Origin of the sequence: Streptomyces sp. 150FB (genome assembly GCF_000818195.1) — a bacterium.
In the GTDB taxonomy this organism is placed as follows: Bacteria; Actinomycetota; Actinomycetes; order Streptomycetales; family Streptomycetaceae; genus Streptomyces.
Genome location: NZ_JTHL01000001.1, coordinates 3499264 through 3512724 on the forward strand (window position 1 = coordinate 3499264; position 13461 = coordinate 3512724).

The 13461-nt window shown below is 70.1% G+C and carries 11 protein-coding genes and 1 pseudogene; 6 read left to right on the forward strand and 6 right to left on the reverse strand.

The window, feature by feature from the left end:
• From glpR to glp, 5 genes are all read right to left on the reverse strand, one after another.
• On the reverse strand, nt 1–1051 hold a 1051-nt coding region (gene glpR / locus QR77_RS14885), incomplete at its 3' end, for a gephyrin-like molybdotransferase receptor GlpR (protein ID WP_040022232.1).
• A gap of 142 nt (nt 1052–1193) precedes the next feature.
• Entirely contained in the window at nt 1194–1817 is a 624-nt protein-coding gene (locus tag QR77_RS14890) for a GNAT family protein (protein WP_040022233.1), read from the reverse strand.
• Nucleotides 1814–2395: a MogA/MoaB family molybdenum cofactor biosynthesis protein gene (locus QR77_RS14895; RefSeq protein ID WP_078876685.1), complete on the reverse strand. Its 582-nt coding sequence runs from the start codon at nt 2393–2395 to the stop codon at nt 1814–1816. Before QR77_RS14895 ends, QR77_RS14890 begins: the two co-directional genes overlap by 4 nt.
• On the reverse strand, nt 2392–2922 hold the full coding sequence (gene moaC, locus QR77_RS14900; RefSeq protein ID WP_078876686.1) for a cyclic pyranopterin monophosphate synthase MoaC: 531 nt from the start codon (nt 2920–2922) through the stop codon (nt 2392–2394). Before moaC ends, QR77_RS14895 begins: the two co-directional genes overlap by 4 nt.
• Nucleotides 2923–2993: 71 nt before the next feature.
• Nucleotides 2994–4328, reverse strand: a complete 1335-nt coding sequence (gene glp / locus QR77_RS14905) for a gephyrin-like molybdotransferase Glp (protein ID WP_040022234.1) — start codon at nt 4326–4328, stop codon at nt 2994–2996.
• 275 nt (nt 4329–4603) lie between these two features.
• Here glp and QR77_RS14910 point away from each other — a divergent pair, with 275 nt between their 5' ends.
• Entirely contained in the window at nt 4604–5227 is a 624-nt protein-coding gene (locus QR77_RS14910) for a 5-formyltetrahydrofolate cyclo-ligase (protein ID WP_052488755.1), read from the forward strand.
• Between the two features lie 74 nt (nt 5228–5301).
• Here the strand turns inward: QR77_RS14910 and QR77_RS14915 are convergent, their stop codons facing one another.
• A complete protein-coding gene (locus QR77_RS14915) occupies nt 5302–8190 on the reverse strand; it encodes a penicillin acylase family protein (RefSeq protein WP_052488756.1) in 2889 nt (962 codons plus the stop codon).
• 370 nt (nt 8191–8560) lie between these two features.
• Here QR77_RS14915 and QR77_RS14920 point away from each other — a divergent pair, with 370 nt between their 5' ends.
• The 5 genes and pseudogenes from QR77_RS14920 to QR77_RS43555 all read left to right on the forward strand — a co-directional run.
• A complete protein-coding gene (locus tag QR77_RS14920; RefSeq protein ID WP_078876687.1) occupies nt 8561–10090 on the forward strand; it encodes a potassium/proton antiporter in 1530 nt (509 codons plus the stop codon).
• Nucleotides 10091–10359: 269 nt separating this feature from the next.
• Nucleotides 10360–11688, forward strand: coding sequence for an MFS transporter (locus QR77_RS14925; protein WP_040022237.1), 1329 nt, complete (start codon nt 10360–10362; stop codon nt 11686–11688).
• A gap of 66 nt (nt 11689–11754) precedes the next feature.
• Nucleotides 11755–12153, forward strand: coding sequence for an FmdB family zinc ribbon protein (locus QR77_RS43550; RefSeq protein WP_040022239.1), 399 nt, complete (start codon nt 11755–11757; stop codon nt 12151–12153).
• Between the two features lie 88 nt (nt 12154–12241).
• Nucleotides 12242–13075, forward strand: a complete 834-nt coding sequence (locus QR77_RS14935) for an S-methyl-5'-thioadenosine phosphorylase (protein ID WP_040022241.1) — start codon at nt 12242–12244, stop codon at nt 13073–13075.
• A gap of 167 nt (nt 13076–13242) precedes the next feature.
• Nucleotides 13243–13461: pseudogene (locus QR77_RS43555) on the forward strand (hypothetical protein); the annotation flags it as partial.

The following is a 13461-nucleotide window of genomic DNA, read 5'->3' on the forward strand; positions in this document are numbered from 1 at the left end:
GGGCCGGCGGGGTGGGGGTCGCCGTCGGCGGGGGCGGGGTGGGTTCGGCCGTGGAGGAGCGGGAGGCGCTCCAGGTCTCCGGGTCGCTCACCTCGACGCCGCTCGTGGCCCGGGGGGCCACCGGGGCCGTGACGTACGTCGGGAGCGGTACGGGGACGGGCTCCCAACTGTCGCCGCGTGTCGGGCCGTGCTCGCGCTGCTGGTCGACCCACTCCGCGTGGTCCGTCTGCTCGACCAGGGCGCGGCGGCCGGCCTCCTGCGGGGAGACCGAAGGGACCGGTTCCGGCTCGGGGTGGGGTTCGGGGTCGTCGTCCTGGTCCGCCGTGGCGGGCGTCGAGGGCTGGTGGCGGCGCGGGCGGTTCTCACGGAGCCGCTGGGCGGCCGCCTCCGCCCTGCGGCGGTCCATGGTGAAGGCGAAGCGGTGCCGTTCCTTGGCGCGCAGGTGCACGATGTACGCGCTGAGCAGCACGGCAGGGGCCGCCGGGGCCCAGAGCAGGCCGAGGCCGCCGACGGCCGCCACGACCGCGCCCAGCGTGAAGGCCAGGAAGAGGATCACCGTCGTACGCCTACGGCGCGCTAGGACCTGCGAGCGCTGTGCGCGCCGGGCGCGTTCGGCCGCGGCGCGGGTGGGCCGGGCCGTACGGGGGCGTTCCGGGTTCTGGCGCCGGCGCGCGGGGCGGGGCGCGTCCGGGGCGGACGCCTGGGGCAGTCCACCGGCGGGGGTGTCGGGGAGGGCCGGGGCGGGGATCTCCATCCGCGCCTCGGTCAGGGCCTTGGACGCGGCGAAACCCCGGACGTCGACGGAGCTCATCGACTCCGTGCGCACGTCCGGTCCGGCGTCGGACCCCGCCTCCTGGGGGGCGCGTTCCTGTAGCTCCTTGGCGTAACGACGCTCCATGGCCGCCCTTCCGGACAGCAGCCGGATGGCGGTGCTGAAGCGTTCCGTCGGGCGTGCCTCATTGAGCTCGTCCTGCCTGCGGAGCCACATCGGCACCAAATAGGCGGCCCAGGCCCCGACGATGACTGCGTAGATCAGGCCGCTGCTGCTCACGGTTCACACCGTAGAGGGGTTGGCGCGAGCGCATCGGCCAATTGAGCCGGTGTGTCGCACGATCTGGCTGATATCAAGGACTTTTTTTGTGACTGATCGGATCAGGTGATGGTCATACGCCGATCAATTTCGAACACTTATTTTATTTTCTGCTCGTTCCGGGTCGCGCCTGGTGCCAGCGGCGGACCAGCCCCTCCGGCACGTCCTCCGCCGTCAGAACGAAGATCAGATGATCCCGCCAGGCGCCGTCGATGTGGAGATAGCGGGGCCGCAGCCCCTCCTCGCGGAATCCCAGTTTCTCGACGACCCGGCGGCTCGGGCCGTTCTCGGGGCGAATGCAGATCTCGATGCGGTGCAGTCCCACCCTGCGGAAACAGTGGTCCACGGCAAGCGCCACCGCCGTCGGCATCACGCCCCGGCCTGCGACCTCGCGGTCGACCCAGTAGCCGACGTGCCCGGCGCACATCGAGCCCCAGGTGATCCCGGCGACGGTCAACTGCCCGACGAGCCGCCCCTGGTACTCGATGACGAACGGCAGCATCCGCCCGGCGTGGGCCTCCGCCCGCAGATGGCGGACCATCTGGCGGTACGTGGGACGGCGCGCGGGCGGCGCGCCGGGCGCGGGGGGTGGAATGGTCGCTTCCCAGGGGCGCAGCCAGTCGCGGTTGCGCCGGTTCACATCGCGCCACGCGTTCTGGTCGCGCAGTCTTATCGGGCGCAGGACGACATCGCCGTCCACGAGCGCCACCGGCCAGGCGGGGGTCATCCGGAGGTACGGGTGTGATCGCCGCCGTGGAGCTGGTCCACAGCGTGGACGAGCAGCCGGCCGAGTACGGCGAGCCCGTCGCGTACCCCGCCGGAGGAGCCCGGCAGGTTCACGATCAGGGTCCGTCCCGCCACACCGGCCAGGCCCCTGGAGAGGGCGGCCGTGGGGACCTTGGCCGCTCCCTCGGCGCGGATCGCCTCCGGGATGCCGGGGATCTGGTAGTCGATCACGCGTCCGGTGACCTCGGGGGTGAGGTCCGTGGGCGAGATGCCGGTGCCGCCGGTCGTCAGGATGACGTCGTACGCGGCGGCCACCCCCGCGCGCAGGACCCGCTCGACCGGGTCGCCGTCCGGGACCACCTCGGGTCCCTCGGTCTCGAATCCGAGCGCGGTGAGGCCCTCGACCAGGATCGGACCGCCCGTGTCGGAGTAGACGCCCGCGGCTGCGCGGTTCGAGGCGGTGACGACCAGGGCGCGATACGGGCCGGAGCCGCCGGACGAGCCGCTCGAACCCGGAGCAGCCGAACCGCTCGAACCCGGGCCGCCCGAACCCTGGCCGCCCGCCGGAGCGGCGCTCATTCGGTGCCCCCCGCCGTGTCGCGGGTCCACGTGCCCGACTTCCCGCCGGTCTTCTCCTCGACCCGTACGTCCGTGATGACCGCTCCCTTGTCGACGGCCTTCACCATGTCGACCACGGTGAGCGCCGCCACCGAGACAGCGGTCAGCGCCTCCATCTCGACCCCGGTGCGGTCCGTCGTCTTCACCGTCGCCAGGATCTCCACCGCGTCGTCCGCGACGGCGAGGTCGAGCGTGACACCGGAGACCGCGAGCGGGTGGCAGAGCGGGATCAGGTCCGGGGTCCGCTTCGCGCCCATGATGCCCGCGATACGGGCCGTGGCGAGGGCGTCCCCCTTGGGCACTCCCCCGCCCCTGAGCAGTTCGATCACGCGCGGCGACACCAGCACCCGCCCGCTCGCCCGCGCGGTACGCGCCGTGACGTCCTTCGCCGAGACGTCGACCATGCGTGCCGCGCCCGACTCGTCGATATGCGTCAGGCTGGTTTGCTGAGGGTGTCCGGGGGTTTCCCCCCGGGAAAACACAGTCATTGCTGTGGCGCTCCCGATCCGGGCCCTGCCGGGCCTGTGTGGGCAGACACGGTACCGCCACCCCGTGATGATCAGCCGATCAGGACCACGTCGAGTTCCGTGCCGGGCTCGATCGTGGTGTCCTCCTCGGGGATGACGATGAGCGAATCCGCGTGCGCGAGGGCCGCCACGAGGTGCGATCCGGCGCCGCCGACCGGGCTGATGGTGCCCGCCGCCGCGTCGTACCTGCCCCGCATGAACTGGCGCCTGCCCGCCGGCGACGACAGCGCCTTGTCGCACACCAGTCTCGCCCTGGCCGTCGGGCGGTTGACCTTCTCCATGCCCATCAGGGCGCGGATCGCGGGCCGTACGAACAGCTCGAACGACACGTACGACGAGACCGGATTGCCCGGCAGCGCCAGCAGCGGGGTGTGCTCGGGGCCGATCGAGCCGAAGCCCTGCGGCTTGCCCGGCTGCATCGCGAGTTTACGGAAGTCGACGCCGCCGCCCTCCTCGTCCGCGTCGCCCACGGACGACAGCGCCTCCTTGACCACGTCGTACGCCCCGACGCTCACGCCTCCGGTGGTGACGACCAGGTCGGCGCGGATGAGCTGGTCCTCGATGGTCGCGCGGAGCGTTTCGGCGTCGTCGGTGACCGCCCCCACGCGGTACGCGATGGCGCCCGCGTCCCGCGCGGCCGCCGTGAGCGCGAAGCTGTTGGAGTCGTAGATCTGGCCCTCCCCCAGCTCCTCGCCGGGCTGGACCAGTTCGCTGCCGGTGGACAGGACGACCACGCGCGGGCGCGGGCGTACCCGCACCGTGCCCCGCCCGATGGCGGCGAGCAGCCCGATCTGCGGCGGGCCCAGCACTGTGCCCGCCTCCAGGGCCAGGTCGCCCGCCTGCACGTCGCTGCCGCGCGCGCGGACATGGGCGCGCGCCTGCGCCGAGCGGTAGACCCGGACCTCGCCGCTCGAACCGGCGAGGCTCTCACCGGCCGGCCGCATCGTCGTCGCCGGGCCCTCCCCCGTACCCCCGTCGGTCCACTCGACGGGCACGACGGCCTCGGCGCCGGGCGGCAGCGGCGCGCCGGTCATGATCCGGGCCGCCTCCCCCGGGCCGACCTCGGGCAGCGCGCCCGAGCCCGCCGCCACGTCGCCGATGACGGTCAGCACGGCGGGGAACTCCTCGGTGGCGCCCGCGACATCGGCCGTACGGACCGCGTAACCGTCCATGGAACTGTTGTCGAACGGCGGCAGCGACACCGCCACCGTGACGTCCTCGACCAGGACGCAGCCCTGCGCGTCGGGCAGTTGCAGCGCGATGGGGGCGAGCGGACGGACGGCGGCGAGGATGTCCGCGAGGTGACCCTCGACCGTCCAGAGCTGATCCTGGTCCGAGGCCGGTGCCGATTCTGCCGTGCTGCTCAAAGTGCTACATCTCCTCGGTGACGTCACTGCGGAGCCAGGTCCGGAAGTCCGGCACCCGGTCTTCACGTTCGCATGCGAGTCTGACAGTGACCCGTGCTCCCGAGTGGTTCCGGGTCTTTCCGGGTCCGTTCCCGGGAGGTGCTCCCGCCCCCAGCAGTCACGCGGCGCGAGACAAAAATTACCATAAGTAGCGAAATGTCACCCGGAGTGCGGTGCGCTCCTCGTCCAACCACCGCCTCCCCGCAAGAGGTTCGGAATGCCCGGTGAGGGAAGAGATGACCGATAAAACCATGGCGCGGCGTGAACTCATCACCGCCAGAAGCCTGCTGTCCGGTGAAGAGGCGCGGGAGGCCGAGGCCGCTCTCGCCGGGCGGGCGCTCGGCCTGCCGGAGCTGGTGAACGCCCGTACGGTCGCCGCCTACGTATCCGTAGGACGCGAGCCCGGCACCCGCGCGCTGCTCGACGCGCTGCGGGCGCGCGGCGTACGCGTCCTGCTGCCGGTGCTGCGGGCGGACGACGACCTCGACTGGGCGGTGTACGAGGGCCCCGGCCACCTCGTACCAGCCAAGCGCGGCCTGCTGGAGCCGGACGGCAAACGGCTCGGCGTGGACGCCGTACTGGACGCCGAGGCCGTCCTGCTGCCCGGACTCGCCGTGGACGGCCGGGGGATGCGGCTCGGGCGCGGCGGTGGCTCCTACGACCGGGTGCTCGGCCGGCTGGAGGCGGCGGGCGCCACGCCCGCCCTCGCCGTCCTGCTGTACGACCACGAGGTGGTCGAGCGGGTCCCCGAGGAGCCGCACGACCGGCCCGTACGGGCGGTGGTGACCCCTGCGGGCGTCCGGCGCTTCGGCGGGTACCCAGAGGCGCCAGGCGAGCCAGAGGGGCTTGAGCGGCCGTAATACGCCGGGGGCGGGTGTGGTGGGGGCGCGCGCCCCCATCACACCCGCCCCCGGATCGAACCGGACCGGACCGCTCAGGGTTTCAGTTGCAGCGTGTCCGTCGTGCTGCGCTCCACCGCGTTGGGGCTGAAGGACCAGGTGAACAGCTCGCCCTTCGCCCACTTGTCGGTCTGGTCGGTGTAGTGCGCGCTGTACGCGTGCCCCGAGGCGCCCGTCAGATTTATCCAGCGGGACTTGTCCCAGTCACCGACGTTGACGACCATCCGCATCGACGGAACCCAGATCACGTCGTACCCGCCCGCCGCGTTCCAGCCGGTCGCGTCGACCGCCGCCTCGCCGCCGCCGAGATTCCACGGTCCGCGGTTGAGCATGGTCTTCAGGAAGCCGGGTCCGCTGGTGCCGAGGGTCTGGTTCGTCAGCTCCAACTGGTGCATCCGGCCCCAGCTCCAGGTGGAGACGTCCTTGCCGAGCTTGGCCGTCAGCTCCCAGCGCGCGTCCTTCATGGCCCGCAGCAGAAGCTGGTCGCGGGTCTTGGTCGCGCCGTCGTTACGGTCGGGCGCGCTGGTCCACCAGGCGTTGTCCGGGTCCTTGACGATGTCGCGCACCACCTCGAACCAGCGGTCACCGCCGTCCGGCTGCGCCGAGTCGGGGTCCCGCTCGCCGCACTCCCGTACCAGTTGGCCCTGGTCGTCGAGGGGGCCCGTGTCGTCGGCGCGCGGCACGTTCAGGCAGTCGCCCTTGGCCCGCAGCTCCTTGGGCAGTTTGTTGCCGAAGGCGAGCTTGAGGACATTGCGCCAGACCCCGTTGAAGTATCCGGCGGCCGCCGAGTCGGGTTCCTGGGTGTAGTCCCAGCCTTCGAGCAGCTTCTGGGCCTCGCGGACGGCCGGATCCGAGACATCGATCTTCAGCAGATAGGGCATCAGCACCTTGGCGATCTCGCTGCTGTTGTCCATCTGCATGGTCTGCATGTCGTCGGTCGAGATCTTCCCGCCGTCCTTGGTCTTCGACTCTATGAGATCGGTGATCCGCTGGCTGCGGGTGCCGTACCCCCAGTCGGTCGTCAGGAGGTCCGGCTCGGCCTTCGGGTCCACGACCGCCTGGTTGGCGGTGACGATGTAGCCGCGCTTCGGGTTGTACTCGTACGGCATCTTGTCGAACGGGATGTACCCCGACCACTTGTACTTCGGGTCCCAGCCGGGGGCCGGCATCGAGCCGTCGCCCTCGGCGCGTACGGGGATCTTGCCCGGCGCCTGGTAGCCGATGTTGTTCTTGGTGTCGGCATAGATGAGGTTCTGCGAGGGGACGTCGAAGTCGCGTGCCGCCTTGCGGAAGGACGTGAAGTCCGAGGCTCTGTCCAGCTCGAAGACCGAGTCCATGGTCTTGCCCGGCTGGAGCGCGGTCCACTCCAGGGATACGGCGTAACCGTCGCCGCGGTCGGGGGCCGCGTTGTCGACGGGCGCCTTGTCGCCGACCTTCGCCAGCTCGGAGTTTCTGTCGGAGACGACGGGGCCGTGATTGGTGGACCGTACGACGATCTTCTTGCTGGGGCCGCCCGCGACCTTGATGGTCTCGTTGCGGACGGTGAAGCGCTTCTTGCCCTTGCCGTACTGGTAGAAGTCGCCGTCGACCTTCTCGAGGTAGAGGTCGGTGACGTCGGCGCCGAGGTTGGTGAAGCCCCAGGCGATGTCCTGGTTGTGCCCGATTATGACGCCCGGCATCCCGGAGAAGGTGTAGCCCGCCACGTCGTACTGGCAGGTCGGCGAGACGCTGCGGCAGTGCAGACCCATCTGGTACCAGATGGAGGGCAACTGGGGTGCGAGGTGCGGGTCGTTGGCGAGCAACGGCTTGCCGGTGGTGGTGAGGTTGCCGGAGACGACCCAGGAGTTCGAGCCGACGCCGCTGCCGGCCGGGCCGAAGATCTGGGGGATGTCGTCGACGGTGTTGGAGAGGGAGGTGAGCTGGGAGTCCAGGTTCTGGGTGGCGTCGGAGGCGGTGACGCCGCCCGTGGTCTCGGTGCCGGCGGAGTCCGTGCCTATCCCGGTGCCGGTTTCTGTTCCCGCACCCGTGCCTGCTCCGGTGCCGGCGCCTGTGCCTGTGCCTGTGTCCGAGCCGGTGTCCGAGCCGCCGGTGCCTGTGCCCGTACCGTCGCCGGTATCCGCTCCCGCACCGCTGCCCGCGTTGTCAGAGGGCACGGTGTCCGGGTCGAACTTCCCGGTCGCCTCGTTGACCCCGCCCTCCTGTACGACGGTCTTGTTCCTGTCGTACGGGTACGCCGGGTAGAGCTGGTCGATCTGCTTCTGGCTGAGCCGACTGGTCATCAGCGAACGGTCTATCTCGTCCTGCATGTTGCCGCGCAGGTCCCAGGCCATCGCCTTGAGCCAGGCCACCGAGTCGACCGGCGTCCACTTCGCGGGCTTGTAGTCGTTGGTGAAGTTCAGCGCCGCGTACTCGACGGAGATGTCCTTGCCGTCACGGCCCTCGAGATAGGCGTTGACGCCGTCCGAGTACGACTGGAGGTTCTTCTTCGTCTGGGCCGACAGCTCGGTGTCGTACTCCTTCTGCGCCGTCTGACGCCAGCCGAGGGTGCGCAGGAAGGCGTCCGTGTCGACCTGGCTCTTGCCGAACATCTCGGAGAGCCGGCCCGAGGTCATATGACGCCGGACGTCCATCTCGTAGAAGCGGTCCTGCGCTTGTACGAAGCCCTGGGCCCGGAAGAGGTCCTGATCGGTGTTGGCGTAGATCTGCGGGACGCCGTAGCTGTCGCGTCTGACGTCGACGGGGCCCGAGAGGCCCTTGAGCTGGAGCGACCCGGTGGTCTGGGGCAGGGAGGCGCGTACGGTGCTGACCCCCCAGTACGCGCCGTAGCCGACACCCGCGACAAGCGCCAGCACGAGCACGATGACGATCAGACGGGCGCGTCGCCCCTTCTTCTTGCCGGAAGGTGGGGGTGTGTTGGCGGGCATCGCTGTCCTTCGAGGGGCAGGGTGGTCCTGGGAATGCTGGAGCAACCATAGGCGCAGCGCTTCCCCCGTACGGACGCGGTGTCACGTAGTGCGGTCCTGCGGACGATCACTGAGCCGCTCCACGGCGACGGCGCGGCGGCGACCGGGCGGGGACTGGGCAGCGGCGGGGCGGCAACGAGGTCGCGAGAGGGCGATGAAGCAGCGAATCGCGCTGGACTGCGGAGACGATCGTCACACCTTGCGCACATTTCGGTCACTTCGGTCGCACTGACGATCGAACGCGTCAAGAAAACGTTAAAGATTAGGTAAGGTAACGAAGTAACCGCTGCCGGAGGAACGATCCGGCAAGCGCGAGGGAGAGGATCGGCCGCTGACTGTCCACCAGCTCAATGAACTCCTGCTCATCGGCTCACTCGTGCTGCTGATCGCCGTCGTCGCAGTACGGGTCTCATCAAGGAGCGGGCTTCCCAGCCTGCTGCTCTACCTCGGTATCGGGGTCGCGATAGGCCAGGACGGCATCTTCAACGTCAAGTTCGACAATGTGGAACTGACGCAGGTCATCGGTTACGCCGCGCTTGTGGTCATCCTGGCCGAGGGCGGCCTCGGCGCGAAGTGGAAAGAGGCGAGACCGGCGCTGCCCGCCGCGATCGCGCTCTCGACCGTCGGGGTCGGGGTCAGCGTCGGGGTCACGGCAGCCGCCGCGCACTACCTGGTCAATCTCGAATGGCGACAGGCACTGATCGTCGGCGCCGTCGTCTCGTCGACGGACGCAGCGGCCGTCTTCTCCGTACTGCGCAAGGTGCCGCTGCCGTCCCGGGTGACCGGCGCCCTGGAGGCGGAGTCCGGGTTCAACGACGCCCCTGTGGTGATCATGGTCGTCGCGCTCTCGGCCTCGGGGCCGGTGGAGCACTGGTACGTGCTGGTCGGCGAGATCGCGCTGGAACTGCTGATCGGCGTCTTCGTCGGGCTGATCGTGGGCTGGCTGGGCGCCTTCGGCCTGCGCCATGTGGCGCTGCCGGCCTCCGGCCTCTACCCGATCGCCGTCATGGCCATCGCCGTGTCGGCGTACGCGGTCGGCGCCACGGTGCACGGCAGCGGCTTCCTCGCGGTCTACATCGCGGCGATGGTGCTCGGGAACTCCAAGCTTCCGCACGCACCCGCCAACCGCGGATTCGCCGAAGGACTCGGCTGGATCGCCCAGATCGGCATGTTCGTCATGCTCGGGCTGCTGGTGACCCCGCACGAGCTCGGCGACGACTTCTGGCCGGCGGTGATCGTGGGCCTTGTCCTGACGGCTGTCGCGCGGCCACTCGCGGTACTGATCAGCCTGCTGCCCTTCCGGATCCCCTGGCAGGAACAGGCGCTGATGTCCTGGGCCGGGCTGCGCGGGGCCGTGCCCATCATCCTGGCGACCATTCCCATGGTGTCGGACGTCGAGGGCAGCCGCCGGATCTTCAACATCGTCTTTGTCCTGGTCGTGGTCTACACGCTGGTGCAGGGGCCCACGCTGCCCTGGCTGGCGAAGGCGCTGCGGCTCGGCAACGCCTCCGAGGCCGCCGATCTGGGCATCGAGTCGGCGCCACTCGAACGGCTGCGCGGCCATCTGCTGTCCGTGGCGATCCCCCAGCGGTCGAAGATGCACGGGGTGGAGGTCGGCGAGCTGCGGCTGCCGGCCGGGGCCGCGGTGACCCTGGTCGTACGCGACCAGAGGAGCTTCGTACCGCTGCCGTCGACCGTGCTGCACCGGGGCGACGAACTGCTGGTCGTGACGACCGATCCGGTACGCGACGCGGCGGAGAAGCGTCTGCGGGCCGTCGCGCAGGGCGGAAAGCTGGCGGGCTGGCTGGGCACCAGCGCGAATACGCGGAACTCGAACACGAACACGGGCGCGGGCGTCTAGCAATCGCAGGGCTCGGTGACGAAGCCTTGGTGTTTCCCAGGCTTCGTCACGCACGTGCCTGTACGATGAAGGTCACTGATGATCACCAGTGACGAACAACTGACGACCAACCGATGACCAACTCTGCCTGACGCAGAGCTGGCGCGACCGTATGGCGGCCGTGGCGCCCCGTGAGGGCCCGGCATCTACCGCAGTTCCGCGCAAGAGGACAGCTCTCGGCTGCCCCCGCACACCGGGGCGCGCTACCAGGCGGCAGAAAGGCAAGGACCGTGTCCCACAACACGGTCGACACCACCGGGGACACCTCGGGGGCCGGAGCCGCCCGCGCGGGTTACGGCCAACTGCTGCGTACGCCCCGGGCCTGGACGTTCCTGCTGCCCGGCTTCGCCGCCCGGCAGCCTTTCGCCATGCTGACGATCGGCACGGTGCTGCTGGTCCAGCACACCACCGGCTCGTACGGGAGCGCCGGCGCGGTCGCCGCCGTCATCGGCGTCTCCATGGCGCTGTGCGCACCCCAGGGCGGCAAGCTCGCCGACCGCTTCGGTCAGCGGACGGTGCTGGTGCCCGGCGTGCTGCTGCACACGGTGTCCGTGGTGACGCTGATCACGATGGCGCTGGCGGGCGCCCCGCTGTGGGCGCTGTTCGCCTCCGCGGTGCCGACCGGCGCCTCGGTCCCGCAGATCGGCCCGATGGTGCGGGCGCGCTGGGCCGCCACGCTGGGCGACCGCCGTGGACCGGAGGGCGCCTCACCGCTGCTCGGCACGGCTGCCGCCTTCGAGTCCGTGACGGACGAATTCACCTTTGTCATCGGTCCGGTGATCGCGACCGCACTGTGTACGGGGGTGCATCCGGCGGCCGGGCTGGTCGCCGAGGCGGTGCTGACGCTGGGCGGCGGGCTGCTCTTCGCAGCTCAGCGGGCTACCCAGCCGCAGCCGAGCCACACCCGTGGCAAGGGCTCCGGGCCCGCGTCCCCGCGCGCGTCCGCCCTGTCCGAACCGGGCGTACGGGTGCTGGCCGTGGCCTTCCTCGGCATCGGCACGGTCTTCGGCGGTATGCAGGTCTCGCTGACCGCCTTCGCCGAGGAGATCGGCAGCCCGGGTGCGAACGGTCTGCTGTACGGGATCTTCGCCGCCGGCAACATGCTCGCCGGGCTGGTGTGCGGTGCCGTCGCCTGGAAGACCGGCCCGCGCCGCAGGCTGCTGGTCGGGTATACGGGTCTGACGCTGGCCACCTCCGTTCTCTGGGTCGTGCACTCCGTGCCGCTGCTCGCCGGGCTGGGGCTGCTGGTCGGGCTCTGTATCGCGCCCGCGCTGATCACCGCCTACACGCTGGTCGAATCGCTGGTGCCGGCCTCTGCCCGCACCGAGGCCTTCACCTGGCTGACCGGAGCGGTGGCCCTGGGACAGGCGGCGGCGGTCACCGTCGCCGGACAACTGGCCGACGCGCATGGGGCGAGCGCCGGATTCATGGTGCCGCTGGCGGGCACCGCCCTGGCACTGGCGACCCTTCTGACCCTGCGCTCACGGCTGGCTCCGACGGACTCGGGGCGTATAGCCGCGCGTGGAATGGGTCACCGCGTGCCGGTGACAGTGGACTGATCGCTCGGAATACGTCAGTATGGAGCGTCGTTAGCACTCATTGAGTGAGAGTGCCAGGAGGAGCAAGTGCCGACCTACCAGTACCAGTGCACCAAATGTGGCGAGGGCCTTGAGGCGGTGCAGAAGTTCACCGATGACGCCCTCACCGTGTGCCCCAATTGCGAGGGACGCCTGAAGAAGGTGTTCTCAGCGGTCGGCATCGTCTTCAAGGGTTCCGGGTTCTACCGCAATGACAGCCGCGGCTCTTCTTCGAGCAGCGCGCCGGCCACCGCGGGCTCGACCACCTCGGGTACGAAGGCTTCGTCGTCGGATTCCAAGACTCCGGCGTCGAGCTCGTCTTCGTCCTCGTCGTCGAACTCCTCCTCGGGTTCGTCGGGCTCCGGCTCGGGATCAAGCTCGGGATCGGGTTCGAGTTCGAGCTCGTCGAGCAGCTCAAGCGGATCCAGCGGCTCTTCCGCCGCCTGATTTCGCGTCTCCTTCGTCTCTCCAGGGCCCCGCCGTACTCCACGGCTGGGGCCTTGGTGCTTGCCATGGCTCGTCTAGTCTTCTCGGCATGTCGAACGCAGAGATCGGTGTCATCGGTGGCTCGGGCTTCTACTCCTTTCTTGAGGACGTGACCGAGGTTCAAGTGGAGACCCCGTACGGGCCTCCCAGCGACTCCCTCTTCCTCGGAGAGGTCGCCGGCCGGCGGGTGGCCTTCCTGCCCCGGCACGGACGCTCCCACGACCTTCCGCCGCACCGCATCAACTACCGCGCCAATCTGTGGGCCCTGCGCTCCGTGGGCGTGCGCCAGGTGCTCGGTCCCTGCGCGGTGGGTGGACTCCGGCCCGAATACGGCCCGGGCACGCTCCTCGTCCCCGACCAGTTGGTGGACCGGACGAAGGCACGCGAGCAGACGTTCTACGACGGTCTGCCGCTGCCGGACGGAAGCGCGTCGAAGGTCGTCCATATCTCGCTCGCCGATCCGTACTGCCCCGAGGGGCGCAAGTCCACGCTCGCCGCGGCGCGCGGGCGGGACTGGGAGCCGGTGGACGGCGGGACACTCGTGGTCGTCGAAGGGCCTCGCTTCTCGACCCGGGCCGAGTCGCGGTGGCATGCGGCGGCGGGCTGGTCGGTGGTCGGGATGACCGGTCACCCCGAGGCCGTACTCGCTCGTGAACTGGGTCTCTGCTACACCTCCATGACTCTGGTGACGGACCTGGACGCGGGAGCCGAGACGGGTGAGGGCGTCTCCCACGAAGAGGTGCTCAGGGTCTTCGCTTCCAATGTCGACCGCCTGCGCACCGTGCTCTTCGACGCGGTGAGCAAGCTCCAGCCGAGCGAGACGCGGGACTGTCTCTGCTCCCACGCGCTGGATGGAATCGACACTGGAATCACACTGCCCTGAGCCTCGGCGGGCCATGCGCGGACCGAGCGAAGCGGCCGGGTAACCACCCTCGCGGGTGAGGAAGTTATCCACAATCGCTCGCTCATCCACAGGCTCCGGCGGGATGTTCGCGGAACGTGGATCGTGAGGAGCGACCGCAGAACTCCTCACGACCGCTGGTGGTTGCCATGTCCCGTTCCTTCGTCCCCCACGCCCCCGACCCGTCGGTGCCGCCGCACCCCCGCTTCCCCACTCCTGTCTCCGCTTCGACGGCGCCCGAGCCGTGCGGAGTGCCGTCCTTCGATCCGCTGCGGGTGCGCGGTTCGCGCGACCGGCTGCGCCGGGCGCTGCTCAGGCGGCGGCGCTCGATCGCCGCGGCCCTGGCTGTGACGGCTGCCACGCTGGCC

Coding starts and splice junctions, on each gene's coding strand:
- QR77_RS14890 (WP_040022233.1), bottom strand. CDS start 1,817: ATGACCCCCGCCTGGCCGGTGGCGCTCGTGGACGGCGATGTCGTCCTG.
- QR77_RS14895 (WP_078876685.1), bottom strand. CDS start 2,395: ATGAGCGCCGCTCCGGCGGGCGGCCAGGGTTCGGGCGGCCCGGGTTCG.
- moaC (WP_078876686.1), bottom strand. CDS start 2,922: ATGACTGTGTTTTCCCGGGGGGAAACCCCCGGACACCCTCAGCAAACC.
- QR77_RS14910 (WP_052488755.1), top strand. CDS start 4,604: ATGACCGATAAAACCATGGCGCGGCGTGAACTCATCACCGCCAGAAGC.
- QR77_RS14915 (WP_052488756.1), bottom strand. CDS start 8,190: ATGCCCGCCAACACACCCCCACCTTCCGGCAAGAAGAAGGGGCGACGC.
- QR77_RS14935 (WP_040022241.1), top strand. CDS start 12,242: ATGTCGAACGCAGAGATCGGTGTCATCGGTGGCTCGGGCTTCTACTCC.